Origin of the sequence: Aeromonas sp. R4-3, assembly GCF_040908275.1 — a bacterium.
GTDB lineage: Bacteria > Pseudomonadota > Gammaproteobacteria > Enterobacterales > Aeromonadaceae > Aeromonas > Aeromonas rivipollensis.
This window is the reverse complement of the sequence record NZ_JBFODK010000027.1, coordinates 53,153-79,077: the sequence shown is the minus strand read 5'-3', so window position 1 is coordinate 79,077 and position 25,925 is coordinate 53,153. Positions and strand designations below refer to the sequence as shown.

The following is a 25,925-nucleotide window of genomic DNA, read 5'->3' as shown; positions in this document are numbered from 1 at the left end:
GTCATCGTGGACAGGCCGCGCCATGGCGACATACCTTGTTAACAACATGTAGCTGGTTCGGGACTAGGGTATGTTGAGACAATGGAGTATCGGCCGGCGCCTGTCGCTGGTGACCCTGATGGTGCTGGCGCTGCTGGGACTGCTGCTGTTCTTCTGCCTGCAGATCTATCAGCAGGGGCTGATGGGGGAGAAGAGCCGTCAGACCCGGGCTCAGGTCGAGACCGCCTACAGCCTGGTGGCCGGATTCGAGGCCAGGGTACGCAAGGGGGAGCTCGACGAGGGGCGCGCCAAGGCCGAGGCCCTCGCGGCGATCAAGGGGCTGCGCTATGGCGAGGAGGATTACTTCTGGATCAATGACAGCCACCCCACCATGGTGATGCACCCCATGAAACCCGAGCTGGACGGCAAGGATCTCTCCGGGGTGGAGGACAAGCAGGGGCTCAGGCTGTTTGTGGCCTTCGCCGATCTGGCGAGGGCGCAGGGCGCGGGAGAGGTGGCCTACTACTGGCCCAAGCCCGGGGTGGAGGAGCCGGTGCGCAAGATCTCCTACATCAAGCGCTTCGCCCCCTGGGACTGGATCATCGGTACCGGCGTCTATGTGGACGACGTCGAGGCCCAGTATCAGGAGGTGCTGCGCACCCTGCTCGGGATAGGCCTGGTGCTGGCCATACTGCTGTTTGCCGTGGTCGGGCTCATAGTGCGCAGCATAGTGGTGCCCCTCTCCCAGTCGGTATCGGCCCTCGGCAACATCGCCAGGGGGGAGGGGGATCTGCGTTTTCGGCTGCCGGAGTCGGGCCGGGACGAGCTGAGCCAGCTCTCGGTCAACTTCAACCTCTTCGCCGGCCAGATGGCGCAGCTGGTGGGGCGCAGCCAGCAGATCACGGCCCAGAACCGGGAGCAGGCGCACCAGCTGGCCCAGATCGTCGACCGGACCGGCGCCATCGTCACCGGCCAGGAGCAGGACACCCTGCGGGTGGCCAGCGCCATGGAGCAGATGACGGTGAGCAGCCGGGAGGTGGGCCAGCACGCGGCCCAGGCCGCCGAGGCGGCGGACTCCGCGCTCAATCTCGCCCAGCACGGGCGTCAGGTGGTGGCCCAGACCAGGGAGACCATCAGCCAGCTGGCGGACGAGATGGTGGAGACGGTGCAGGCGGTGAGCCAGCTCGAGCAGGAGACCCAGCAGATTGGCTCCGTGCTCGACGTGATCCGGGGGGTGGCGGAGCAGACCAACCTGCTGGCCCTCAATGCCGCCATCGAGGCGGCCCGGGCCGGCGAGCAGGGGCGCGGCTTCGCTGTGGTGGCCGACGAGGTGCGCACCCTGGCGACCCGCACCCACAGCTCCACCGACGAGATCCGGCAGATGATCCTGCGGCTGCAGGAAGGGGCAGGCCGGGTGGTCAGCGGCATCACCCAGTTGCAGCAACTCTCCCGCTCCACCGCGGACAGGGCCGGTGATGCCGACGGCGCCATTCATGCCATCGATGGATCTGTGCACACCATCAATGCCATGAATAGCCAGATCGCCACGGCCGCCGCCGAGCAGAGCCGGGCGGCCGAGGAGATCAACCAGCGGCTGGTGGCCATCACCGAGTTGGCGGCGGATGCCCTGGCCCAGAACCGGTTGACCGAGCAGGCGGCAAGCCAGCTGGCGCTCTCTTGCGACGAGTTGGGGGCCCTGGTCGCCCAATATCGAACCTGATGGCGCTTATCCCCGCCTTTTTGGGGATAAGGCTTGAGTCTGGGGGGCTTTTGGGACACCATCAGCCCCATTATTGGCCAGCGTTGGCCGACAGCCTGCAAGAGAGAGACCCCCATGAGCAAACTAACTGACAATCTTGACGCCAATTTCCAGCTGTTCATCGAAGAAGTCCGCGAGTCGGGTCAGGTGTGGGGTCTGCGTTACGGTGAAGACTGGGTGGTGTGCCGCTCCGCTGAGTTCGAAGATGCCGACGTCATGCCGCTCTGGTCTGCCGAGGGTGATGCCCGTCTGCACTGCGTGGACGAGTGGGCGGATTACGAGCCGGAAGTGATCGAGCTCGAAGAGTTTCTCGACATCTGGATCAACGATCTGGACGAAGACGATGTGCTGGTCGGCCCGAACTGGAACGCCGATCTGGAAGGCCAGGAGCTCGAGCCCATCGAGCTGGCCAAGGCGCTGGTTGAGCTGGACGCCTGAACTGTGCTGCACTGATGGCCCCGACGCGGGTCATCGCTGAGATCAGAACCGACGGCTGCGAGGCCGTCGGTTTTTTTATGCCCGGCAAGGGCGCCAAGATGAGCGGGCGATTTGGCTTTGCACCCGTCACCGAGATGGGTCATCATCAACCCTTTGCCGATCGGGAGGTGCCATGTTTGTCTTTGACGTGACTACAGCGGCGGGCGCGCGGGCCCGGATCCGGGTGCAGGCGCTGGATTGGGGTCAGAGCGGTCCCGTGACCTTCCAATGCGACAGCGATGCCCTGGCCCTGGTGCTGCTGACAGGCTGCCGCTGTGATGCGGTGGGCTATTTCGATCTGCTGGCCGGTTGCAAGCCGCTCTATGTGGAGCAGTGGCTCGCCTATCTGCAGGAGAGCGGCCATCTCGACAAGCAGAGCTGCCAGCTGGAGAGCCCGTCCCAGGAGGACTATCTGGCCCGGGCGGGACTGGCGGACGAGGAGCTCAATGCCTTGCTCGGTCAGGTCTACAAGGTGGCCGGTTTCAATCGTCTGCAGATCAACCGTTACCTCAAGAACCGCCACAACCCGACCATGCTGGCGACCCGTTACGATCAGAAGGAGCTGGAGCGCTATCGCCAGCTCAATGACATCATTCTGACCCTGCTGAAGTTGAAACGTCCCCAGTGAAGACCCCCGGATGGGGAATGTCAGGCCTCAGCTCCTGGGGCCGTGCGATCAGATACCCCTGCAATCCGTCCACATACATGCCTTGCAACAACTGCTTCTGACCGAGCTCCTCCACCCCTTCCGCTATCACCAGACAGCCCATGCGATGGGAGACGTCGACTATCATCCGCACGAACTGCTGGTTGGCGATGTCCCGTTCCAGGGTGCCAAGCAGCAGCGGATCCAGCTTCACATAATCCGGCCTCAGCTCATGAAGCAGGGTGAAGGAGTCCATCCCCTTGCCAAAGTTGCGAATGGTGGAGCGACTGCCATGGCGCCTGAGCAGTTCAAACAGCCGCTTTCCACCGTTCATGTTGTGTTTCAGGTGCTCTTCATCCAGAGCGAAGACCAGATTGGCGCTGATGTTCGCATCCTTTTGCAGCTGGTGATCAAACCAGATCAAAAAGGCGCTGTTTTGCAGCAGGCAGCTGGAGAGGTTGAGCCCCCAGCGGTGGGTCTGCAGGTCGAAGGCACGATACTGGCGCATGACATGGGTGATCAGCATCTGCTCCAGCCGCATCAGCATTTCCAGTCGCTGTGCCATGGCAAAGAGCGTGTCTGTGGGGAGCTGTATGCCTTCTCGATTGCTGAAGCGGGCAGAGATGTCCTGGTAGGGCACCATGTCCCGATTGAACGCCTGCACCGGCTGGCTGAAGAGGGTGATGCAATCCGGCTGCGACAATAGATCCTCCAGCACTCTCTTCCAGTGCTGCTGGCCATGGAGGTTGCTGGAGTGATCATGTTGCTGGATGGCCCAGCCGTTGATGGTCTCAGTCTGAGCCCGTGCCAGGGCGAGATCTGCGCGAGCCAGGATAGCCTCGATATTCTGCGCGCGGGAGAGCTGGGTCAGCCCTGTGTAGGCCACATTTTCCAATTCCCGTTCCCGATGATAATGATCGAAGGCCCGCTTGAACTCCTGTCCCAGCAAATGGGGTGGAATGTTGATGTCAGAGGGGAGCAGCACCGCAAAATCAGAGCCCGAGATGCGATAGACCTGATGCCCGGGAAAGCGGTTGACCACCAGATTGATGAGGTTGGAAATATCCCTGATGTAGGCATCCCCGGACTGGAAGCCGCGCTGGGCATTGAGGCGGGCAAGCTCGGTGGCGCGGATCAGCACCAGGATGGCGGTCTGGGTCGTCTCCTGCAGCAGCAGCTCGGTGAGATCGCGCCTGAACGCATGACGGTTGCGCAGGCCCGTCATCTCGTCCTGGGTCGCCTGCTGTTGCAGTTCGCTTATCTGGCGATGTGCATCGAGTTCGGCTTCACTGAAGGAGGCAAGCAACTGGCGTAGCGCCGTTTGTGCCTGCGGGCTCTCCAGCATGGCGGGATCCCGTTGTTGCAGCGCCAGCAGCCAGCGCTGCTCCTGCCTCTCCCGCTCCCCCTTGCGCACGCTGTGGGTGAGCAAGAGCAGCAGGGAAAAGCCGATGAGAGTGGTCATCAGGACCAGCAGCAGGGTGAGGGGGGAGGCCGGAGGCGCAAGCCAGAGTCCCTGCAGCAACAGCATGGGAATGCAGACCAGGGCGCTGACCAGCAGCAGATTTCCCTCGTGTTTATTCAACATCGTTTCATCCTTGATGATGCTCGTGATGTAGAAATTCTAATCAAGCCGCCGGCACAAAGCTTGAGTACTCACGCAACTCCATGAAAAGGGCTGTCGGAAAGCCACTAAATGTGAGTGAAAACACTTTCACAGTTCGCAAAAAAAGCGAAGATGGGTTGAAAACAGCCCCAACAGAGCAGAGGTAGATATGTTGCTAGAACCCGTAGACACAGCCAAAGCACGGCAACTATTGAATCAGAGTATGGCCTTGGTGCTCGCAGGGGGACGCGGTAGTCGCCTGAAGCAGTTGACCGACAATCGCGCCAAGCCCGCCGTCCATTTCGGCGGCAAGTTCCGCATCATCGATTTCGTGCTTTCCAACTGCATCAACTCCGGCATTCGCCGGGTGGGTGTGGTCACCCAGTACAAGTCCCACAGCCTGCTGCGCCACCTGCAATCTGGCTGGTCCTTCCTGCGCTATCAGATGAACGAGTTCATCGATCTGCTGCCCGCCCAGCAGCGGGTGGACGAGGTGCACTGGTATCGCGGCACCGCCGATGCCATCTACCAGAACGTCGACATCATTCGTGACTACGGCCCCAAATACATAGTGGTGCTGGCGGGGGATCACATCTACAAGATGGACTATGCCGCCATGCTGCTCGATCACGTGCGCCTCGGCGCCAAGGTGACGGTGGCCTGCATCGAGGTGCCGCGCGCGGAGGCGTCCGCCTTCGGGGTCATGGACATCGACGAGCAGCGCAAGATCCGCGCCTTCGTGGAGAAACCGGCCAACCCGCCCGCCATGCCGGGCAATGACCAGATCTCCCTGGCCTCCATGGGGATCTACATCTTTGATGCGGAATACCTCTATCAGCTGCTGGAGGAGGACATCCACAATCTGGAGTCCAAGCACGACTTCGGCATGGACGTGATCCCGCGCATAGTGGGAGAGGGCAAGGCCTTTGCGCACCCCTTCACCATCTCCTGCGTCGGGGCCAAGGAGGGGCAAAAGCCCTACTGGCGCGACGTGGGGACCCTGGACTCCTTCTGGGAGGCGAACATGGATCTCGCCTCCGTGGTGCCCGAGCTCGACATCTATGACGAGAACTGGCCCATCTGGACCAGCCAGAACATGTCGCCCCCCGCCAAGTTCGTGCAGGACAGAAACGGCCAGCATGGCATGACCATCAACTCCATGTTCGCGGGCGGCTCCATCGTCAGCGGCTCCTTCGTGCTGAACTCCGTGCTCTTCACCAATGTGCGGGTGCACTCCTTCTGCACCCTGGATCAGGCGGTGATCTTCCCCGGGGTCGAAGTGGGGGCGGGCTGCCGCCTGCGCCGAGTGGTGGTGGACAAGGGCTGCAAGCTGCCCGATGGCCTGGTGGTGGGGGAGAACGCGGACGAGGATGCCCGTCGCTTCTACCGCTCCGAGCAGGGAATCGTGCTGGTGACCAAGGAGATGGTGGCCAAGCTCGACTGATGAGACCGAGAACAACAAAAAGGGAGCCTTGAAGGCTCCCTTTTTCATGCGGTCATCGCTGACTTATTCGCTGACGATGGCCTTGCCGGCCATCACCATAGCGGTGCCGTGCTTGCCACCGGCGGCGGTGACTTGCGGCACGCCGTCTTCGTCGGTGTCGCCACCGGCGCCGTCGATGACGTTCTCGCCGGAGTCGCCTACCCACTCGGCCATCTGCATGCCGCCGTTGACGGTGCCACGGAACCAGCTGACGTACTGGCCGGTCAGCTTGGCCAGCTCCAGCTCGGGTGCCTTCTCGCCCCCTTCGTTGCGCAGGTTCAGCATGGCAGAGCGCAGTGCGCCGGAGATGGCAGCCTGGGTCCAGGGGGTGTATTCACCCTGCTTGCCCGCCAGCCAGGTGCCCGCCTTGGCATTGAAGTAGGCCTTGTCGGTGGCGATGAAGAGATCCCGCGCGGCAGTGCGGTACTTGGCATCCGAGGTGGCCAGGAAGGCGGCGGTCAGGCCACGGATGGCAGCAAATTGCGCCTCTATGGATTGACCGGCATCCAGCGACCCACCCAGGGTCAGGCCGTCGTGGACCAGGCCGTTCTTGCCCACCAGCTTGCCGAGGATGAAGTCAGCCTGCTTGCGTACCAGCTCGAGGGCCTGTTGACCCTGCTGGGTCTTGAGGTTCAGCTCGCCGTTGTCACCGGCGGCGTAACCGACCGGCAGGGCATCCTGGGCGCGCTGGAAGATCTGCAGGGCGACCAGGGCGTAGGCGGCGTCGAAGGTGGTGACGTGAGCGCTCTGCTTGCCCTCTTGCCAGCTGTCCACCAGGGTACCGGCCTTGGGCTCGAAGTGCAGGGCGGCCAGGTTCTTGAAGGTCAGGTTGGAGAGGTTCTGGGCCAGGGAGAAGGCATCGCTGCCTGCCACTGCCTTGGCCAGATCATTGGCCTTGTTGGCAGCCGGTGCGGCGGCAAACGGCGCGCCGTCAAACACGGCATGGAAGGCCGGGTTCTGGTTGGTGTTGGCGCTGCGCTGATCGCTGAAGGCGTAGAACTCGGAGAGCGGCCACAGCAGCATCCAGGCATCGCGCAGCTGGGCGGAGCCGTCCACCACCTCCAGCTTGCCGATGGCACCGACGTCGTTCTTGCTGGTTTCGGTCACTTTCACCTGATGGGGGAAATAGACGACACCCTTGGCCGGATCGTACTGGGGGCTGATCCTGGCGCCGAGCTGCTTGCCATCGAAGCCGAGCTGGCCCTGCAGTATGGCCAGCTTGTCGATGGACTGCTCGGTCAGCATCATGCCGTTGAAGCCGTCGGCGGCGGAGACGCCGAGCTTGTGCTTGCCATCCTGATCCATGGTGGCGGACGCGGCTTCCACCTCTTCATCGCTCTCGGCCACGTGCATGCCGCCCAGGAAGTCCTGGGACCACATCACTTCCTTGAGCAGTATGCCGCCCACGGCCGCCGGCACCAGCAGGTTGTCACTGCCGCTCCAGCGCAGGGTGGCGTAGTCGCGGAAGTAGGCCGGGACCTGGGTCTTGACCGATTTCTCGGTGCCCTTGGCGGTCTTGATGGTGAGCTGATCGCCGTTGACCGGGGCGGCGTTCACCGCTTGGGCGAACTCCGGATTGGCGGAGGCATAGGGCAGGGAGAGGGGATACATGCCTTGGGGCACCTCATCGGCCGGGAAGCCGACCGCATCGGCCATGGCCAGCACCCGCTTGCCAAGGTCGGCCAGGGTGCCGCCACGGGCCTGGTTCTGCGGCCCGTTCACCAGGTGCGGACCCATGCCGGACTGGTAGTTGAGGGCGTACATCGCCTCTTCGGAGTATTCGTAGGATTCGATGCCAGCGGCGAAGTCGAAGGGAGTCGGTTCATCGGCGCGGTTGGCGTCCAGCACGTCCAGATCCAGCCCCAGGGCTTCGGCCAGCGGCTCGCCGGAGAGTTCGAATTCGGTATAGGCCAGCATGCTGGCGGCGGTGTTGAAGGTCTTGTCTTCCACCTTGACGGCAGCGTGCGCGGCGCTGCTGAGCAGTGCACAGGCGATCGCCTGCACCAGTACGGTTTTTCTCATGTCCTTTTCACCCATATGTTTGATTTTATTATGACGCTTCTCATGAATCTAAATGAGAATGGTGTGCATTATGAGGCAAGGGAGGAAACTTTAGAAGCGAAAAACCGCGCCCCTGGGTCCTGGGGAGAGGGGGGCGCGGCGGCAGGGGTTACATCAGCTTGAAAGGGATCACCAGACGACCGGGCTCCACCTTGAGGGCCTCGACCTTCTCCTTGATACGCGCCTCGTTCTTGCGACTGCCATCCAGCCGATAGACAGGGGTCTGGGAGAGGAAGAGGGAGAGGGACTGGTTGAAGGTGGGCAGCAGCGGCGTGAGGGCGGCCCCCACGTTGGCCGGCTCTGTCTTGACCGAGATGAGTTCGAGGTCACGCAGGTAGATGGCGCCCTGCTCGGCCACATAGTCCGGGCGGGCACTGAGGGAGAGGCGGATCTTCATCTGCTGGCTGCCAAGGGGGCTCGCCACCTCTAGATCACCGGCGGCATCCAGCTCTACCCGATCGGCGCGGGTGCGACCGATGCGACTCTCCATGTCGTCCAGGCGGATCTTGCTCGACATGATGCCGGGGATCCCCAGCTGTTTCTCGAAGGCGACTCGCTCCTTGAGGTACTGGTTGATCTCGCCCTCGCTGACGCTGTACTGGGTGAGGGAGCAGGCCGCCAGCAGCAGGGCGAAGGGGAGCAGAAGCAGGTGCTTTAACATGGGAAGGTTCCATCAAATGGGTGGCAACAACAGATGGCGCCATCTTAGGGGCAAAGCGGGTCGGCCGCCAGTGGGGGAAGACTGACCCCGTTTCTGTCGCATCCCCCATATGGGGATGGCAATTCGTGTTCATTCGAGTAGCGTTGCCACCCCCTGCGCCAGCAGGCCCGCCGCGGCGCCATAGTGCCAATACCCATAGAAAACCCCCTGTTTTATCGACTCAAAATCCCATTGACCCCGTGATTTCAAAGCGAGTATTTTACCGCCGCACAAAATCAAACTGATAATCATTATCATTTTGAATCTTTTTGAGGGTGTAACGTGAATACTCGTGTAATGGAAAATGGCGCACCTGCCGAGGCGGACACACCGCCAGACTTTTTGTTTACCTCAGGCCTGGGGAGCCTTGGTGCCTATGACCTGGGTCAACCCATAGTGACCCCCGCCGGTGACTGGCCTCTGCTGGCGCAGCAGATAACCCGGGCCCTCGATGCCGCCAGGGCCGCCGGCCAGGCCAACCCCTTGCTCATCGGTGCCTTCGCCTTCGATCCGGCGGAAGCCTCCTGCCTCTATGTGCCCGGCCGCTATGAGCGGGGGGAGCGCGTCGCGCCAAAAGAGCGGGCCACCGAGACCAACAGCGTCATCGCGGTGCAGAGCACCCCGGCGTCGGGTGAATTCAAGGCCTCTGTTAGCGCGGCGCTGGATGCGTTCGCCCAAGGCAAGCTCGCCAAGGTGGTGCTGTCGCGCAAGCTGATCCTCACCCTGCACAAGCCCGCCGACCCCGAGCGGGTGCTGGCCCACCTGATGGCCCAGAATCCCCACGCTTTCCACTTCTCCCTGCCGCTCGGCCAGGGCCGTCGCCTGCTTGGGGCCAGCCCCGAGCTGCTGCTGCGGGTCAGCGGGGGAGAGGTCTTCACCCACCCGCTGGCGGGTTCCGCCAGACGGGCGAGCGAACCGGCGCAGGACGAGGCGGTGGCCCGGGAGCTGCTGGCCTCTCGCAAGGATCAACATGAACACAAGTTGGTGATCGACGAGATCCGCCGGGTGCTGACGCCTCACTGCCGCGAGCTGGCGATCCCCCCAGGTCCCACCCTGATGAGCACCGACACCCTCTGGCATCTGGGCACCCCCATCGCCGGCCAGCTGCATGGCAGCGACGCCTCAGTGCTCTCCCTTGCCTGCCAGCTCCATCCCACCCCGGCCCTGTGTGGTTATCCCACGGATCTGGCGCGCCAGTTCATCCGCGAGCAGGAGCCCTTCAGGCGCGCCCTGTTCAGCGGCATCGTCGGCTGGTGTGACAGCCAGGGCAACGGCGAGTGGGCCGTGGTGATCCGCTGCGGCGTGCTCGATGGTCATCAGGTGGAGCTGTTTGCTGGCGCCGGCATAGTGGCGGGGTCGGATCCCGCCATGGAGTGGGCCGAGACCGGTACCAAGCTGGGGACCATGCTAAAAGCCCTGGGCCTGGATTTGGAGGTAGCGCAATGAGCGATGCCAACCGCTTCCTGCCCTATACCCGCTGGCCCGCGGAACTGGCCAAGCAGTACCGCGCCAAGGGTCATTGGCGCGGCGAGCCGCTGACCGCCATGCTGCACCGCCAGTGCGAAGTGGCGCCGGATGCCGACGCCATCCTCTGTGGCGAGCGCAGCTTCAGCTATCGCGAGCTGGACGCGGCCTCGAGCCGACTGGCCGGGCGGCTCGCCCGCCATGGCCTGGGGGTGGGGGACACGGCTCTGGTGCAGCTCCCCAACGTGGCCGAGTTCTATCTGGTGTTTTTTGCCCTGCTCAAGGCCGGCATAGCGCCGGTCAATGCGCTCTTTAGCCACAACCGGCTGGAGCTGGCCTCTTACGCCGAGCAGATCCGGCCCAGGCTCTTTATCGGCTCGCTCGCCCATGCGCTGTTTGCCAACGGGGATCGCCACAGTGACCTGTTGCTAGGCATAGGCGCCGAGCTGGTGCTGCTGGATGGCGACGCGGGGGAGTTGGGGCTGGCTCACTGGCTGAGTGATCTGGCCAGGAGCGAAGAGTTGCCCATCCCCGCCTATGGCCCGAGTCCGGCGGACGAGGTGGCCTTCTTCCAGCTCTCCGGCGGCAGCACAGGCACCCCCAAGCTCATTCCCCGCACCCACGATGACTACCTGTACAGCGTGCGCCGCAGCAACGAAATCTGTGGCCTCGGCCCCCATACCCGCTATCTGTGCGCCCTGCCGGCCCCCCACAACTTCCCCTTGAGCTCCCCTGGTGCCTTGGGGGTGTTCGAGGCGGGCGGCGCCGTGGTGCTGGCGCAAGATCCCGGCCCTATGAGCTGCTTCCCGCTGATCGCCCGCCACCAGGTCAACCTCTGCTCCCTGGTGCCGCCGGCGGTCTCCCTCTGGTTGCAGGCCGCCGAATCTGATCCGTCCGTCCGCAGTCAGCTTGAGAGCCTCGACCTGCTGCAGGTGGGCGGCGCCAAGCTCGCCGAAGCTGTGGCGCGCAAGATCACCCCGCTGCTCGGTTGCCGGCTGCAGCAGGTGTTCGGCATGGCGGAGGGGCTGGTCAACTACACCCGGCTGGACGACCCCGACGAGAAGGTGATCCACACCCAGGGCCGTCCCATGAGCCCGGACGACGAGGTGCGCGTGCTGGACGAGGCGGGCAATCCGGTCGCCCCGGGCCAGCCCGGTGCCCTGCACACCCGCGGTCCCTATACCTTCCGCGGTTACTACCAGAGCCCGGCTCACAACGCCCGGGTGTTTGATAGCGAGGGCTTCTACTGCTCCGGAGATCTGGTGGTACAGGATACCGATGGTTACCTCACGGTCGTGGGGCGACAGAAGGATCAGATCAACAGAGGCGGCGAGAAGATAGCGGCGGAAGAGGTGGAAAACCAGCTGCTGCACCATCCGGCCATCACCCAGGCGGCCCTGGTCTCCATGCCTGACAGCGCCATGGGGGAGAAGAGCTGCGCCTTTATCGTCAGCACGGATCCCGGGTTGACGCCGCTCGCCTTGCGCAAGTTTCTACGCGAACGCGGCGTGGCGGACTTCAAGCTGCCCGACCGTTTCGAAACCCTGGATGCACTGCCCATGACGGCGGTGGGCAAGATTGACAAGCAGGGGCTGCGGGCGCGCATCGCGCAAGTCATCGCCGCCAGCCAATCCCTGACCACAGCTTAAAACTAAAAAGGAATCATGACGTTATGGCTATCCCAACCCTGAACAACTACGCCATGCCCAGCCAGTGGAAGGCCAACAAGGTCGACTGGATCCTGGATCCCAAACGCGCCGCCCTGCTGATCCACGACATGCAGGAGTACTTCACCGCCTTCTATGGCGAAAACAGCCCGCTGATCGCGGCCCTGACCGAGCGCCTGGTCGCCGTGCGGAAGCAGTGCAAGGCCCTCGGCATTCCGGTTTTCTACACCGCCCAACCCAAGGATCAGGCCCCCGAGGACAGGGCCCTGCTCAACGACATGTGGGGGCCGGGCCTGAACAAGAGCCCCGAGCTGCAGCAGGTGGTGGCAGCACTGCGCCCGGAGCCTGACGACACAGTGCTGGTCAAGTGGCGTTACAGCGCCTTCCAGCGCTCCGAGCTCGAGCAGATGCTCAAAGAGCTGGGACGGGATCAGCTGATCATCGGCGGCATCTACGGCCATATCGGCTGCATGATGACCGCCTGCGACGCCTTCATGCGCGACATCCAGCCCTTCTTCCTGGCGGACGGGGTGGCAGACTTCTCCCTGGCCGACCACCAGATGGCGCTGGACTACGTGGCGACCCGCTGCGGCAAGGTGATCCCCTGCGAGGAGGTGCTGGCGCTCGCCCCGGCCTCCGCTTCTGCTGCCCAGCCCACCAACCCCTTGCTGACCAATCCGCTCCTGACCTATGAGGGGCTCAAGGCGCGGCTGTTGAGTCATATCGACGAGGAGGAAGGGGAGTTTGACCCGGACGAGAACCTTATCGACTACGGCCTCGACTCGGTGCGTATCATGTCCCTGCTCACCGAGTGGCGCGCCGCCGGGGTGGAGCTGGGCTTCGTGGACTTGGCCAAGCTGCCGACCCTCAACGGCTGGTGGCGCCTGATCGACGCCAAGCTGGCCGAGCAAAAAAAACTGGAGGTGGTGCAATGAGCCGCTTCCCTCTGACCATACCCCAGCAGGGGCTCTGGTCCGGACATCTGCTCAACGACGACAAGGCGATGTTCAACACCGCCGAGTGCATCGCCTTCGACGGCAAGGTCGACGCTGCCGTGCTGGTGGCTGCGCTCACCCGGGCTGTGGGTGAGTGCGAGGCGCTCAAGGGCCACTTCGAAGAGGATGGGGAGGCGGTCTGCTTCGTCTCGGACGAGGCACAGCTCGCCTATGGCGAGGTGAACCTTGCGAGTGACGACGAGGCGCTGGCCCGCGCCTGGGCCTGGGCCGATCTGCGCCGCCCGTTCGAGTTGACCCAAGAGGCGCCCTGCCGCTTCGCCCTGTTGCGCGGCCCCGGCCGCGATTACCTCTACAGCTGTGTGCACCACATAGCCCTGGACGGCTTTGGCACCACTTTGCTGTTCCAGCGCATCGCCGAGCTGTACGGGGAAGGGTTGGCAGGGGCTGTGCCGTCGCCATCGCCGTTTGGCCTGCTGGACGAGGTGCTGGCCGAAGAGGCGAGCCGCGAGGAGAGCGGCAAGAACGCCGCCGCCCGCGCCTTCTGGCAGGAGCAGCTGCAAGGCTGGCCCGAGGTGACATCCTTTGGCGAGACCCGTGCCCCCATCGCCGCCGAGTTTATTCGCGAGAGCCGTCCCCTGCCGGCGGCGCTGTGGCAGGCCCTGACCGGCTTTGCCGACGAGCACAAGCTGGGCTGGCCCGATCTGCTGCTGGCCGGCCTCTCTGCCCAGCTCTCCCTTGCCAGCGGCCAGAGCCAGACCCTGCTCGGCCTGATGATGATGAACCGCATCGGCTCGGCATCGTTGACAGTGCCCTGCATGCAGATGAACATCACTCCCCTTGCCCTCGATCTTGGTGAAGAACTGGATCTGGCGGGGGCGGCCGGCGCCGTGGCCAAGGCCAAGCGCGGCGTGCGCAAGCATCAGCATTACCGCTACGAGCTGCTGCGCCGCGACCTCGGCCTGGTGGGGGGCGAGAAGCGGCTGTTCGGCCCCCTGGTCAACATCATGCCGTTCGATCACGCCCGCCGCTTCGGGCCGCTCGAAGCCCATATTCTCAACATCAGCGCCGGGCCGGTGGAGGATCTCACCATCGAAGTGCAGGTCGGCGCCGATGGCCAGCCACGCCTGGATCTGGACGCCAACCCTGGCTGCTACCGGCAGGGGGATCTGGCGGCCATCGCCGATACCCTGTTCACCCTGCTGGGCCGCTGGCTGGCCGAGCCCGCCCAGACCCTGGGAACGCTCAAGGCCGACTGGCTGGCCGAGCAGCGAGCCAGGACCCTGATCGCCGGCCCCGCCCATGAAGCTCTCCAGGTGCGGCCTGTGCTGGAGGCGCTCTGCCATTTCGCCGCCCAGACCCCGGACAAGATCGCGCTGGAGCAGGGAGAGGTCCGCTTCAGCTACGAGGCGCTGCTGGCCAGATCCGAACAGATGGCGGCCGCCCTGCAGGCCGCAGGCGTAGCCCCCGGCGACAAGGTGGGGGTCATGCTGGCCCGCACCCCCCAGGCCATCTTCGCCCAGCTGGCGGTGCTGCTGGCGGGCGCCGTCTATGTGCCCCTCGACCCCGAGCAGCCGCTGGAGCGCCAGGGCAATATTCTGCGGCTGGGGGAGGTCAAGACCCTGATCACCCAGGCCGAGTACCGTCACAAGCTGGCCAGCCTGTTTGAGGGGCGCACGCTGCTGGCGGGGGATCTGGTGAGTGGCGATCGGCTCAACCAGCCGGCCGCCGGCCGCGCCGTCGCCTACCTGATGTTCACCTCGGGTTCGACCGGCCTGCCCAAGGGGGTGGCAGTGAGCCACGGCGCGCTGGATCATTTCGCCGCCGCCGCCCGCTGCCGTTATCGCCTGGATGAAGAGGCGCGGATGCTGCAATTCGCTCCCTTCAACTTCGACGCCAGCATCGAGGAGGTGTTCGCCACCTTGAGCGCCGGTGCGACCCTGGTGCTGCGCACCGACGCCCTGCTCGAATCCATGCCCGCCTTTGCGGCCGGGGTGGAGCAGATGGGGATCACCCACCTCGACCTGCCCACCGCGTTCTGGAACGAGTGGGTGGTGGCGCTGACGGCGGGCCAGGCCCATATCCCGGCCAATCTGGCCACCGTCATCATCGGCGGCGAGGCGGTCTATCCCGAGCAGCTGGCCCAGTGGCAGCGCCAGGGCCGCTCCGATGTGCGCCTGTTCAACACCTACGGCCCCACCGAAACGACCGTGGTGGTGACCACTCAGGAGTTGCAGCAGGAAGACCCCAGCCAGACCCAGCTGCCCATAGGCCTGCCGCTGCCCGGCATGCAGGCGCTCATTCTGGGGACGGGGGAGCAACCCGCCAGCGAGGGGGAGCTGGTGCTGCTCGGCCCGCAGCTGGCCAACGGCTATGTGGGGGGCGTGCAAGGCAGCTTCGATACCTTGCGGGTTGGCGCGGAGCAGATGCCCGTCTATCGCACCGGCGATCGGGTGCGCTTGGTGGCCGGCCGGCTGGTCTACCTCGGCCGGCGCGACAACGAATTCAAGATAAGCGGCTATCGCATCCAGCCCGGCGAGGTGGAGGCCCAGCTGCTGGCCCTGCCGGGGGTGGACGAGGCCTGCGTGCAGGGGGTGAGCATCGGCAGCGTGCGCCGGCTGGTGGCCTTCGTGGCAGGGCCGGAGCGCGACAGCCGGGTCATCAAGGCGCAGTTGGCCAGGGTGCTGCCTGCCGCCATGATCCCCACCGACTATCGCCACTATGACCAGCTGCCCCGTACCGGCTCCAACAAGCTGGATCGCAAGGCCCTGCTGGCCCAGTACCAGTCTACGGATGAGGCGCTGACACTCGGCAGTGAGACCGAGAACAGAGTCGGCGCCATCTGGCAGCAGATCCTGGGGCTCGCCACCATGGCGCCCACGGACAACTTCTTCGAACTGGGGGGCCAGTCCCTGCAGACCATACAGATAGTGAACCGGCTCGGCGCCGAGTTCGGGGTGCAGGTCAAGGTCTCCGATGTGTTCGATCACCCGCGCCTCGACGACTTCTGCCGTTTCCTCGACGGTCTGCTTTCCGAGGATGAAGAGAGCGTGGAGATGGTGTGGTGATGAGCAAGGAGCAACAAGCAATGGCCTTTGATTTCACTGGCAAGCGGGTCTGGGTGACCGGGGCCGGACGCGGCATCGGCCGCGAGGTGGCGACGCAGTTCGTGGCAGCCGGCGCCTGTGTGGTGGGACTGGATCTTGCGTTTCCCGAAGCCGACTACCCCTATGCCACTCACTTGCTCGATATTGGCGACTCGGAGGCGGTCAACGCCTGCTGCGAGCAGCTGCTGGCAGACGGCGGGCTCGATGTGCTGGTGAACGGGGCCGGGGTGCTGCGCCTCGGCCCGACCGACGCCCTGAGCGATGACGACTGGCACGACTGCATGACGGTCAACGCCAGCGGCGTCTTCTATCTGCTGCGGGCCCTGGTGCCCCACTTCAAGGGGCAGCGGCGCGGTGCCATCGTCACCATCGGCTCCAACGCCGCCCATGTGCCGCGCATGCAGATGGCGGCTTACTGCGCCTCCAAGGCGGCGGTCACCAGTCTGACCCAGACGGTGGGGCTGGAGCTGGCCCCCTTCGGCGTGCGCGCCAACTTGGTGTCGCCGGGCTCGACGGATACCCCCATGCTGCGCGGCATGCTGCCAAGCGAGGAGGCCATGGCCCGCACCATCGCCGGGTTGCCGGAGCAGTTCAAGCTCGGCATCCCCCTGCGCAAGGTAGCCACCCCGGCGGAGATCGCCCATACCGTCCTCTTCCTGGCCTCGGATCTGGCCAGCCACATCACGCTGCAGGATCTGGTCGTCGACGGCGGCGCCACACTAAGTGCCTGATTGCACACCGCCTAGAAGCGCCAGAGGTAATTTATGAACAATATGATTTTGCTGTTGAAACAGCTGGAACGGCAGGGAGTGAAGCTGGCTCTGAACGACAAGGGCCAGCTCATCTCCCAGTCGAGCAAGGAGGCGGTGACGCCGGCTATCGGCGCCACCATCAAGGCGCACAAGGATGAGCTGGTGCGCTGCCTGGCGGCCCGCGTCGCCTTCGAGGCACCTATCGAGGTGCAAGGGGCATTGAGCGGCCCGCTCTCCTCCTCCCAGAGCGGGCTCTGGTTTATCGAGCAGTACGAGGAGGCCTCCCACCTCTACAATATGCCGGTCTATTTCAGGGTGAGCGGCGAGCTGGACACGGCCGCCCTGGAATTTGCCTTCGATCACCTGTTCGCCCGCCACCCCAGCATGCGCACCCGTTTCGTCAAGGACGAGGCGGGCAGGGGGGCGCAGGAGATCCTGCCCCACACGCCCTTCAAGCTGCAGATCGAGGACGTGAGTGAGCAGCCCGCAGCCGAGCGGGAGGCCTATGTGGCCAGGCGGGTACGCGAAGAGATTGGGCGCCCCTTCTCCCTGACCCAAGGGGACCTCAGCCGGGTCAACCTTATCCGGTTGGGGACTCATGAACATGTGCTGCTCATCACCCAGCACCACATCATCTCCGACGGCTGGTCGGTCAAGAACATGTTCGCGGATCTCAAACGCGCCTTTCTGGCCCACCAGAACCGGGAATCCTTGAGCGTGCCCGAGTTGCCGCTCACCTACCTCGACTATGCTCGCTGGTTCAACTCACCGCGTTTTCTCGATTATCACGCCGAATTCAAGCCGTTCTGGGTCGACAGGCTCAGTGGCAGCCCCGAAGTGCACGGTCTGCCGCTCGACAAGCCGCGCCCGGCCCATCAGGCCAGCGGCGGCGAGCTGGTCTTCTCCACCATAGACAACGGGCTGTGGGAGAGCTTCAAGCGCCTCTGTCAGCGTCACAGCACCTCCAACTTCATCGGCCTGCATGCCCTGTTTGCCCTGCTGATGGTGCGCCAGAGCGGCGAGAAGGAGGTGGTGATCGGCACGCCGCTGGCGTACCGCGAGCGCCACGAGATAGAGTCCCTGGTGGGCTTCTTCGTCAATACCCTGGTGCTGCGCACCCGGCTGGAGGGGCGCCCCAGCTTTGTCGACTATCTGCAGCAGTGCCGGGAGGAGGATCTGGCGGCCTTCGATCACCAGCTCTACCGCTTCGAGGCGCTGGCCGAGGCCATTGGCGCCGATCGCACCACCGCCATCAACCCCATCTTCCAGATCATGCTGGTCTATCAGGCCAAGGTGGATTTCAACGATCTCATCCCCGGCTGCCAGCTGGTGGAGGAGACCTCGCCTGTGCTGCCGGCCAAGACCGACATCTCGGTCAAGGTGACCGAGCTGATGGACTCTGTCCGGGTAGACTGGCTGTTTGCCACCGCCCTGTTCGAGCGAGAGACCATCCAGGCCTACGCCGATCGCCTGCTGCACCTGATGCGCGCCGTGGTGGCGGCCCCCGAGACCGATATCTGGCAACTGCCGCTGGAGGCGGGCACCGACCAGGCCGCGCTGGCCGCCGAGCTCGCCAGCCTGCCACGGGACTACCCCAGCCGCGACACCCTGCTTTGCCACATCGAGCGCCGGGCCGCGCAGTTCCCCGACTCGCTGGCAGTGAGTGACGGCGAAGGCGCCCTGATTTACGGCGAGCTGGAGGCGCGCGCCAACCGGCTGGCCCACTGGCTGCTGGCCCGAGGTGTAACGCCGGGGAGCGCCATCGGCATCCAGGCCAAACGGGATGTGGCCTTCGTGGTCGCCCTGCTCGCCTGCTGGAAGGCGGGGGCGGCCTATGTGCCGCTGGATCCTGCCTATCCCGCCGAGCGACTGGCCCATATCCTGAGCGACGCCAGCATTGGGCTGGTGCTGGGGGGAGAGCCGGATGCCCGGCTCGCCGAGGCCATCAAGGGCACAGATGCCGGTTACCACGGCCTGCATCGGCTGGCGCTGGATGGGCTGCCAACCAGCACGCCCGCCATCCCCCGGGACGCCGCCATGCTGGCCCAGATCATCTACACCTCCGGCAGCACCGGCCTGCCCAAGGGGGTCATGGTGGAGCAGGGCAGCCTGGTTAACCTGATGGCGGATCACGGCGATCGCATCGCTCTTGATCAGGACGGGGCCATGTTCAACTGCATGTCCCTCTCGTTCGATGCGGGCAACATGACAACTCTGCTGCCACTCTACTGCGGCGCGGCCCTGCACTTCGGCGAGCCGGGCGAGGGGGTGATCGGCGCCGCGATCGCGCGGGGTGCCAGCCATATGATTTTGCCGACCGCCCTGCTCGCGAACCTGTTGCCGCCGACGGATCTCGGCTCCCTCAAGGCCATAGGGTTTGGTGGCGAAGCCTGCCCGAGCAGCCTGGTGGAGCGCTGGGGAGAGCGGGTGGCGCTGTTCAACATGTACGGCCCGACCGAGTGCACAGTCACGGCGCTCTGCGCGCGGCTCGTGCCGGGTCAGCCCATAACCATCGGCCAGCCCATCAGCAATTTAAAAGCGCTGATCCTGGACGAAGGGGGCAACCTCTGCCCCGTCGGTGTGCCCGGTGAGCTCTGCCTGAGTGGTCTGGGTCTTGCTCGTGGCTACCTCAATCTGCCTGAGCGAACCCAAGAGACTTTTATCGAGCTGGCTCTCGACGGTCGTACCCATCGCCTCTACCGCACCGGCGATCGGGCGCTCAAGCGCCGCGACGGCAAGGTCCAATATCTGGGCCGGATTGATGAGCAGATCAAGCTGCGCGGCTATCGCATCGAGCCCGGCGAGATAGAGACGCAAGTCGCCGCGCTGTGTCCGGCCATCCGCCAGATCAAGGTAGTGGTGCAAGAGGGACGCCTGCTGGCGTACGCCTGCCTGCATGAGGGGGCGAGCGAGCCGGACGGCGAGGCCCTGTTGCAATGGGCCGGCGAATGCCTGCCCGAATACATGGTGCCGGTGCGGCTCTGCTGGCTGCCCGAGATGCCGCTCACCCCCAACGGCAAGCTGGACCTGCGCCGCCTGCCTGCCATTGACTGGCAGGAGAGCAAGAGCGAGCCACAAAGCGAGCTGGAGCAGACTGTGCTCGCCATTTGGCAAGGGGTGCTCAAGCAACCGCTCGGGGTGGAGGATGACTTCTTCCGTTTGGGGGGCGATTCTATCCTCAGCATCCAGCTCACCACCCGGTTGCGGGATGCGGGGCTGCACTGCAGCGTCAAGGACGTGTTCGAGGCCAAGACGGTGCGCCGCCTCTGCCGCCAGCTCGGCCAGCAGCAGGCGGTCAGCCACCAGACCGAACAGGGCAACCTGGTCGGCGAGTTCCCGCTCCATCCCATCCAGCACTGGTTCTTCGAGCAGGGCTTCGCCAAGCCCGGCCACTGGAATCAGGGGGTGATATTGCGCCTGCCCGCCGGGATCGATGATGACACCCTGGCCGGCTGGCTGACCACCTTGCGCCAGCATCACGACGCCCTGCGTCTGGCGGTGACCCCGACCGGCCAGCGCTATCTGGCCGAGCTGGCGCTGCCGCCCTTGCCGACCCTGGATGCAGGAACACTCGGCGGGGCTGAACTGCAGGCCCGCCTGACCGAGCTGCAGGGGGATCTCGATCCCGCCAGCGGCCACACCCTGGCCTGGGCCCGCCTGCGCAACCTGGCCATAGAGGGTGAGGCCGATCCTGTGGAGGGGCTTTTCCTCGCCTTCCATCACCTGGTCATAGATGCGGTCTCCTGGCGCATCCTGGCCGAGGATCTCGCCCGGGTTAGCAGGGGCGAGCCCCTGCCCGCCAAAGGCAGCAGCTATCGCCAGTGGGGCGAAGGGCTGGCCGCCTACGCCCTGCGCGAAGAGGATCAGCTGGCGTTCTGGCTGGCCCAGGGGGAGGGCAGCCAGCAAGGCCTGCTGGAGGCCGAACGCGCCGAAGATGGCCGCGCCGCCGCCAGCCTGCTGCAACTGGACAAAGAGACCACGGCCCGCTTGATAGACCCGGCCAACCAGGCCTACTTCACCCGGGTGCCCGACCTGCTGCTGGCGGCACTGACCCGTACCCTGAGCGAGCTCGGTTACGGCAACCGTCACTGTGTGATGCTGGAAGGGCACGGCCGTGAGGCCATCGATGCTGAACTCGATGTGAGCCGCACCCTGGGTTGGTTCACCAGCACCTACCCGCTGGCGCTGGCCGATGAGCCAGAGTGGGATGCCCTGGTCTGCGCCACCAAGGAGCGGCTGCGGGCCGTGCCGGACAAGGGGGTGGGCTTCAACGCCCTGCGGCTGCACCATCCCCGCGGGCAGGAGTTACCGCAAGCCCTCATCGTCTTCAACTACCTGGGGGTCAGCCATCAGGGCGTTGCAAGTCAAGCCTGGCAGCCCCTGCCGATGGCACCGGGGTCACCCAGCTCCCCCGACAACCTGCCGCGGGAGCTGGTCAGCCTGCACGGGGGCGTCTATGACGGCCGCCTCACCCTGCGCCAGGTGGGCGCTCTCAATCAGCTGGCGAGCGACGCCCTGATGACACGGCTGGCGGCCAATATCGAGGCCCTGGTGGTGCACTGCTGCGCCCAGAAGGCCCCGCGCCACACCCCGAGCGACTTCCCGGGGCTTGGCCTCTCGCAAGCCGCGCTCGACCAGGTGCTGAGCGGGCGCGAGGTGGAGACACTGCTGCCCATGACCTCCTTGCAGCAGAGCATGCTCCATCACAGGGCGCTGGCGCCTCGTGACACGGCTTACCACCTGCAGACCGAGATCGACTATCACCAGCCGCTGGATCTGGCGGTCTATCGTCAGGCCTGGCAGGGGCAGATCGCCCGCTGGCCCGCCCTGCGCAGCGAACTGGTGCTGGCGGACGGGGTCGCGTTGCAGCGCATCCTGCAACGGGCCGAGCTGCCGTTCCACTATCAGGATCTGGTGGGGGATGCGCAGGCCGAGGCCCATATCGCGGCCTATCGCCAGCAGGATCTGGCCCGCCCAATTCCGCTCGAGCAGGCTCCCTTGCTGCGGGTAGCCTGCTTCAAACTGGCGCCCGATCACCACAAGGTTGTCTTCAGTGCCCACCATGGCGTGCTGGATGGCTGGAGCGGCCCTGTGCTGCTGGGCAGCCTGCACAGTCACTATCAGCAACTGATGAAGGGCCAGCTGCCCCAGGCAGAGCCAGATACCGCCTGGCTGGAATTTGGCCGCCATATCGCGAGCCAGGCCCGCACCGCTGAGGCCTACTGGCAGGGACGTGCCGAGCTGCTGGCCAAGCCCAACGATCTCTCGTGCCTGTTCGGGGTGGCGCTGGAGCCACAGCTGACCCAGCGCTATACGCAACATAAGCCTGCGGTGTGCGGCCAGCCCCTGGCACCGCACATGTCGGCTCGACTGGAAGCCCGCGCCCGCGAGTTGGGGGTGACCCCGGGGCTGCTGGCCCAATACGCCTGGCATCGGCTGCTCGCTCGCCAGTGCGGCGACGAGGTCACCCTGGTGGGCAACGTGACCCCGGGCCGGGACTATCCCATCGATGGGATCACCGCGAGCGTCGGCCTCTACATCAACAGCCTGCCGCTCAGCCTGGATTGGCGCACCGAGTTGAGCCTGGCCGAGCATATAGCCAGGCTGCAGTCGGATTTGATGGCCCTCAATGAGCACGGCACCCAGTCGCTCTCGGCGCTGACGAAAGGCAGGGCGCGTCTGTTCCTGAGTCTGTTCGTGTTCGAGAACTACCCCATGCCGGCGGCGCCTGCTGCCCCCGAGCCCCATCAGCTGGTGCCGCAGTTTGGCACTGTGGTGGAGAAGGTGGAGCTTCCGCTCTCCCTGGTGGTCAATGCCCGGGGCGGCCAGCTCAACCTGCGCCTCGAGTTCGACGGGGATCTGATCCCCATGGCGAAGGCTGAAGCCGTGCTGGCCGCCTGGATAAGAGAGCTTGAATGGCTGGCGCAGGCGGACCTGAGCCAACCGGCCAAACCGGCGGCGGCCGTGCTATCCCCAGCGCAAGGGGCAGCCACACCATCGGCAGTCACACAGGTGGCCGCTTACAGGGCTGAGTCCGGGCTGGTTCAGCCACCGGCCGAGGCCCGCGTTCTGGTGGCCCTGTGGGAGCGCCATTGCGGCGTGCCCGGTGTCTGGCAGCAGAACCTGCAGGATCTTGGGGTGGACTCGGTGCAGCAGCTTGCCCTGCTGGCGGCCCTCAATGAAGCCTTTGCCGATGGGCGGGCCCCCCTCAGCCTGGGGGATCTCAAGACATACGGCTCCCCCTGCCGGCTGTTCAACCATTGGCTGGTGCGCCAGCCCGAGGATGTGCTATGACGATGGCGATAGGCTCAGGCAAGGGGGTCGGGGCAAGGGAGCACTCCCTCGGCTCTCGGCTGGCGGCTTGCCTCGCCGCCACCCCGCTGGCCCCCGCCATCCGCCTGGGCGGGGTCGGTATGACTGAGCAAGGCATAAGTGAGCACGGCATGGGCGAGGCTGGCCCCGGCGCCTGCCTCAACTATGGCGAGCTCAGCCTGCGGGTCGGTCAGATCGCCGCCCGCCTGCAGGGGCTGGCGGTGGGAGAGCGGGTTGGCCTCTATCTGGCGCGCAGCCCGGATCTGGTGGCCAGCCTGCTGGCCTGCCTGCGGCTCGGCCTCACCTTTGTGCCGCTCGAGCCTGACTTTCCGCTGGAGCGGCTGCAGGGGATAGCCCGTCAGGCGCGCCTGTCGGCGGTGATCTGTGACGATGAGGCGACGACGCCGGACTTCGGCTGCCCCCTTCGCACCCTCAAGGGGCCCGCCCCTGGCGGGACCCTTTCCTGGCCCAGGGTGGACGACGCCCTGGCCGCCTACATGATGTTCACCTCGGGCTCCACCGGCGAGCCCAAGGGGGTGGTCATCAGTCGGCGGGCCCTGCTCTGCTTCCTCGATGGGATCCGCGAGCGGCTCGGACTCTCACCGAGCTGCCACTGGCTCTTTATTACCACCCCGGCCTTCGACATCTCCTTGCTGGAGATGCTGGGGCCGCTCTGGGGCGGTGGTCGGCTGACGGTGGCGGGCGGCGAGCACAACAAGGATCCCCTGGGGATGCTGGCGCTGCTGGCGGCAGACCCCAGTATTAACTTCCTGCAAGCCACCCCGGCCTGCTGGCGCATGTTGCTCAAGGCAGGATGGCAGGGACGCAATACCCTCACTGCCCTGTGCGGCGGCGAGGCGCTGGATATGGGGCTGGCCGAGCAGCTCTGCACTCGCACCCGGCGGCTGTGGAACTGCTACGGGCCCACCGAGGCCACCGTCTGGTCCCTGGTGAGCGAGGTGCGCTGGCCACCGTTTGATGGGCAGATCATCATCAACCACAGCCTGCCCGGCTATCGCCACTGGGTGCTGGACGAGGCGGGGCAGCCGGTGGCAGAGGGTGAGTGCGGCGAGCTCTGCATCGAGAGCCCGGCCCTGTGCGAGGGTTACTGGCGCAAGCCCGCCCTGACGGCGGCGGCCTTCCTGCGCCTGGAGAGCCACCGCCTCTACCGCACCGGGGATAGGGTGCGCCGACTGGGGGCGGACAGCTTCCTCTATCTCGGGCGGCGGGACGATCAGGTCAAGCTGCGGGGCTTTCGCATCGAGCTGGGGGAGGTGGAGGCGGGCCTTCGCCGCCAGGCCGGGGTGCAGGAGGCGGCGGTGCGCCTGATGGGCGAGGGGGATGATGCCATGCTGGTGGGTTATGTGGAGGCCAGGGCCGGGGTGAGCCTCAATCGGCTGGCCCTGCGCAAGGGGCTGCAGGCCACGCTGCCGCACTATATGGTGCCGGCGCGTATTATTTTGCTCGACGCCCTGCCCAAGACCGGCAGCGGGAAACTGGATAGAAAGGCGCTGCCCTTGCCCGAGTAGGCGCCGCACAGCAGATAAAAGGAAGCCCGCAAATGCGGGCTTCTTTTTGGCAGTCAACCGAGGGCGGGCTTAGTGAGTGATGGGGGCCGCGTCCGGCTTGGTGAGCAGCCCCTCGACATCCTCAATGACCCTAAGTGCCGCCTGGGGGCCGCCGGTGGAGGTCCAGAGCGACCCGTCCACGGCACCGAAGCGCTTGCCCTTGATGGCGTCGAGCTGCTGGAAGGCCGGGGTCTGCTCGGCCTGCTTCATGGCATCCACCGCATCGCCGCTGGCGCTCAGGGTGCCGACCACCAGCCAGTCACCGTCCAGCAGGTTGAGGGACTCGAGGCTGAGGGCCGGGGAGTGGGGGCTCTTGTCGCCTATCTGGTGGGCAGGGCGAGCCAGCCCCATCTCGGTGACCACGCTGCTGGCGAAGGTGCCGCCGTGCATGTAGCTAGGCCCCTTGGGGTTCCAGCGCACTATGCTCACCTGCTCCCCCTGGTGCTTGGCGAGCTTGCTGCGGGCCTGTGCCAGGCGGGCGTCATACCGGGCGAGGAAGGCCTTGGCCTCGGCTTCCTTGTTCATCACATTGGCGCTGCGGTTGAACACGGTTTTCCAGGGCTCGCCCCAGTTGCCGGTGACGACTGTGGGGGCTATCTCCTGCAGCAGGGCCAGCAGTTCGGGCTTGGTCTGGCCGGTGAGGATGAGGTCGGGCTCCAGATCGATGAGTTTCTCCAGATTGGGGTTGTCGAGATCCCCGACCACCTGGATCGCCTTGCCCGCCTTGTCCAGCAGATAGCGGGGCAGGGTGCCCTGGCCACGGCCGTTGACTGTGCCGACTGGTTGCACCCCCAGGGTCAGGGCGCTGTCGAGATCGAGCTCGCTCAGCACCACGACGCGCTGGGGATCATCGGGGACAGTGTGGGACTGGCCGTTGGCATCGAGCACCTGGCGGGTGCCGGCCTGGGCCTGAAAGCCGACCAGACTGGCCAGCATGAGCGCGGCGGCCAGAGGGGAGGAGATCTTCATGGTTACATCCTTAATGGGTGAAATCGGCGGCACTCTTGGCCCATGCCGGGCGGCCCCAGTTGGTCGTGCCTGCCAGTCAGCCTAAAACGGGGTCCAAATGGGCGGGGACATACTACCACGGAAGTGCAAGTGAGAAACATTGTCATTTGTGTTTGTGGTGCTGGCCCTGGCGGTTTTGTTACCATAAGGCTCCATTGCGAGGAGCCCAGATGCCCCCTTTATCCTCTCTCACCCCCTTCCTTTTGCAACGGGATCGCCTGCCGCTGCCAGGCTCCCCAGATCTCCTGTTGCACCGTATCTGCTTCGATGCCGCCGCCTTTACCCCCGCCAGCTTCGCGGCCCAGGGCATGGCGCTGCCCGCCAGCCTGCAAGGGGCAGCCCCCAAGCGGCTGGGGGAGTTTCTGGCGGGGCGCCTCGCGGCCCGC

The 25,925-nt window shown here is 65.2% G+C and carries 15 protein-coding genes and 2 pseudogenes; 12 read left to right on the top strand and 5 right to left on the bottom strand.

All coding sequences use genetic code 11. The annotated features are described in order from the left end of the window. Positions 1–70: 70 nt before the first annotated feature. The 3 genes from AB5Y91_RS08005 to AB5Y91_RS07995 all read left to right on the top strand — a co-directional run bounded on the left by AB5Y91_RS08005 (position 71) and on the right by AB5Y91_RS07995 (position 2,843). Positions 71–1,699 carry a methyl-accepting chemotaxis protein gene (locus AB5Y91_RS08005; protein ID WP_368169493.1) on the top strand — a complete coding sequence of 543 codons (1,629 nt, stop codon included), beginning with the start codon at positions 71–73 and terminating at the stop codon, positions 1,697–1,699. 114 nt (positions 1,700–1,813) lie between these two features. Further along, positions 1,814–2,176 carry a DUF2750 domain-containing protein gene (locus AB5Y91_RS08000; RefSeq protein ID WP_010674427.1) on the top strand — a complete coding sequence of 121 codons (363 nt, stop codon included), beginning with the start codon at positions 1,814–1,816 and terminating at the stop codon, positions 2,174–2,176. Between the two features lie 172 nt (positions 2,177–2,348). Beyond that, entirely contained in the window at positions 2,349–2,843 is a 495-nt protein-coding gene (locus tag AB5Y91_RS07995) for a hypothetical protein (RefSeq protein ID WP_106887063.1), read from the top strand. Here the strand turns inward: AB5Y91_RS07995 and AB5Y91_RS07990 are convergent. Then, positions 2,806–4,446, bottom strand: coding sequence for an EAL domain-containing protein (locus AB5Y91_RS07990; protein ID WP_368169492.1), 1,641 nt, complete (start codon positions 4,444–4,446; stop codon positions 2,806–2,808). The two genes, AB5Y91_RS07995 and AB5Y91_RS07990, sit on opposite strands and share 38 nt — an antisense overlap. A gap of 187 nt (positions 4,447–4,633) precedes the next feature. Between AB5Y91_RS07990 and glgC the strand changes: the two genes are divergently transcribed. After that, complete coding sequence (gene glgC / locus AB5Y91_RS07985) at positions 4,634–5,908, top strand: glucose-1-phosphate adenylyltransferase (protein WP_213344925.1); 1,275 nt, start codon at positions 4,634–4,636, stop codon at positions 5,906–5,908. A gap of 63 nt (positions 5,909–5,971) precedes the next feature. Here glgC and AB5Y91_RS07980 read toward each other — a convergent pair whose 3' ends face one another. The 3 genes from AB5Y91_RS07980 to AB5Y91_RS07970 form a co-directional block, all read right to left on the bottom strand. After that, entirely contained in the window at positions 5,972–7,969 is a 1,998-nt protein-coding gene (locus tag AB5Y91_RS07980) for a hypothetical protein (RefSeq protein ID WP_368169491.1), read from the bottom strand. Positions 7,970–8,117: 148 nt separating this feature from the next. Beyond that, on the bottom strand, positions 8,118–8,669 hold the full coding sequence (locus AB5Y91_RS07975; protein ID WP_368169490.1) for a lipoprotein: 552 nt from the start codon (positions 8,667–8,669) through the stop codon (positions 8,118–8,120). Positions 8,670–8,798: 129 nt separating this feature from the next. Beyond that, a complete protein-coding gene (locus AB5Y91_RS07970) occupies positions 8,799–8,966 on the bottom strand; it encodes a hypothetical protein (protein ID WP_368169489.1) in 168 nt (55 codons plus the stop codon). A 24-nt stretch (positions 8,967–8,990) separates the two neighbouring features. Here AB5Y91_RS07970 and AB5Y91_RS07965 point away from each other — a divergent pair, with 24 nt between their 5' ends. From AB5Y91_RS07965 to AB5Y91_RS07935, 7 genes and pseudogenes are all read left to right on the top strand, one after another. After that, positions 8,991–10,154, top strand: coding sequence for an isochorismate synthase MenF (locus tag AB5Y91_RS07965; protein WP_368169488.1), 1,164 nt, complete (start codon positions 8,991–8,993; stop codon positions 10,152–10,154). Next, positions 10,151–11,821 (top strand): (2,3-dihydroxybenzoyl)adenylate synthase, encoded by a 1,671-nt coding sequence (locus AB5Y91_RS07960; protein WP_368169487.1) that lies wholly within the window; start codon positions 10,151–10,153, stop codon positions 11,819–11,821. The genes AB5Y91_RS07965 and AB5Y91_RS07960 overlap by 4 nt, the downstream gene beginning before the upstream one ends. Before the next feature lie 23 nt (positions 11,822–11,844). Beyond that, the gene (gene amoB / locus AB5Y91_RS07955; protein WP_368169486.1) at positions 11,845–12,774 is read left to right on the top strand and encodes an amonabactin biosynthesis bifunctional protein AmoB; all 930 of its coding nucleotides are present in this window, start codon (positions 11,845–11,847) and stop codon (positions 12,772–12,774) included. Continuing rightward, positions 12,771–15,860 (top strand): amonabactin biosynthesis non-ribosomal peptide synthetase AmoF, encoded by a 3,090-nt coding sequence (gene amoF, locus AB5Y91_RS07950; RefSeq protein WP_368169485.1) that lies wholly within the window; start codon positions 12,771–12,773, stop codon positions 15,858–15,860. The genes amoB and amoF overlap by 4 nt, the downstream gene beginning before the upstream one ends. A gap of 20 nt (positions 15,861–15,880) precedes the next feature. After that, on the top strand, positions 15,881–16,630 hold the full coding sequence (gene amoA / locus AB5Y91_RS07945) for an amonabactin biosynthesis protein AmoA (RefSeq protein WP_368169484.1): 750 nt from the start codon (positions 15,881–15,883) through the stop codon (positions 16,628–16,630). Positions 16,631–16,663: 33 nt separating this feature from the next. After that, positions 16,664–22,945, top strand: a complete 6,282-nt coding sequence (gene amoG / locus AB5Y91_RS07940) for an amonabactin biosynthesis non-ribosomal peptide synthetase AmoG (protein WP_368169483.1) — start codon at positions 16,664–16,666, stop codon at positions 22,943–22,945. A gap of 44 nt (positions 22,946–22,989) precedes the next feature. Beyond that, positions 22,990–24,492 (top strand): annotated as a pseudogene (locus AB5Y91_RS07935) (amino acid adenylation domain-containing protein); the annotation flags it as partial. 69 nt (positions 24,493–24,561) lie between these two features. On the opposite strand, the gene AB5Y91_RS07930 reads toward AB5Y91_RS07935, so the two are convergent. Next, positions 24,562–25,500, bottom strand: coding sequence for an ABC transporter substrate-binding protein (locus AB5Y91_RS07930; protein ID WP_368169482.1), 939 nt, complete (start codon positions 25,498–25,500; stop codon positions 24,562–24,564). Positions 25,501–25,709: 209 nt separating this feature from the next. Between AB5Y91_RS07930 and AB5Y91_RS07925 the strand changes: the two are divergent. Beyond that, a pseudogene (locus AB5Y91_RS07925) lies at positions 25,710–25,925 on the top strand (phosphopantetheinyl transferase); the annotation flags it as partial.

Excerpts from the sequence above, each read along its gene's own strand:
- AB5Y91_RS07980 (WP_368169491.1), bottom strand. The coding sequence starts at position 7,969 with ATGAGAAAAACCGTACTGGTGCAGGCGATCGCCTGTGCACTGCTCAGC.
- AB5Y91_RS08000 (WP_010674427.1), top strand. The coding sequence starts at position 1,814 with ATGAGCAAACTAACTGACAATCTTGACGCCAATTTCCAGCTGTTCATC.
- amoB (WP_368169486.1), top strand. The coding sequence starts at position 11,845 with ATGGCTATCCCAACCCTGAACAACTACGCCATGCCCAGCCAGTGGAAG.
- AB5Y91_RS07990 (WP_368169492.1), bottom strand. The coding sequence starts at position 4,446 with ATGTTGAATAAACACGAGGGAAATCTGCTGCTGGTCAGCGCCCTGGTC.
- glgC (WP_213344925.1), top strand. The coding sequence starts at position 4,634 with ATGTTGCTAGAACCCGTAGACACAGCCAAAGCACGGCAACTATTGAAT.
- AB5Y91_RS07970 (WP_368169489.1), bottom strand. The coding sequence starts at position 8,966 with ATGATAATGATTATCAGTTTGATTTTGTGCGGCGGTAAAATACTCGCT.
- AB5Y91_RS08005 (WP_368169493.1), top strand. The coding sequence starts at position 71 with ATGTTGAGACAATGGAGTATCGGCCGGCGCCTGTCGCTGGTGACCCTG.
- AB5Y91_RS07930 (WP_368169482.1), bottom strand. The coding sequence starts at position 25,500 with ATGAAGATCTCCTCCCCTCTGGCCGCCGCGCTCATGCTGGCCAGTCTG.
- AB5Y91_RS07975 (WP_368169490.1), bottom strand. The coding sequence starts at position 8,669 with ATGTTAAAGCACCTGCTTCTGCTCCCCTTCGCCCTGCTGCTGGCGGCC.
- AB5Y91_RS07995 (WP_106887063.1), top strand. The coding sequence starts at position 2,349 with ATGTTTGTCTTTGACGTGACTACAGCGGCGGGCGCGCGGGCCCGGATC.
- amoF (WP_368169485.1), top strand. The coding sequence starts at position 12,771 with ATGAGCCGCTTCCCTCTGACCATACCCCAGCAGGGGCTCTGGTCCGGA.
- amoG (WP_368169483.1), top strand. The coding sequence starts at position 16,664 with ATGAACAATATGATTTTGCTGTTGAAACAGCTGGAACGGCAGGGAGTG.
- AB5Y91_RS07960 (WP_368169487.1), top strand. The coding sequence starts at position 10,151 with ATGAGCGATGCCAACCGCTTCCTGCCCTATACCCGCTGGCCCGCGGAA.
- amoA (WP_368169484.1), top strand. The coding sequence starts at position 15,881 with ATGGCCTTTGATTTCACTGGCAAGCGGGTCTGGGTGACCGGGGCCGGA.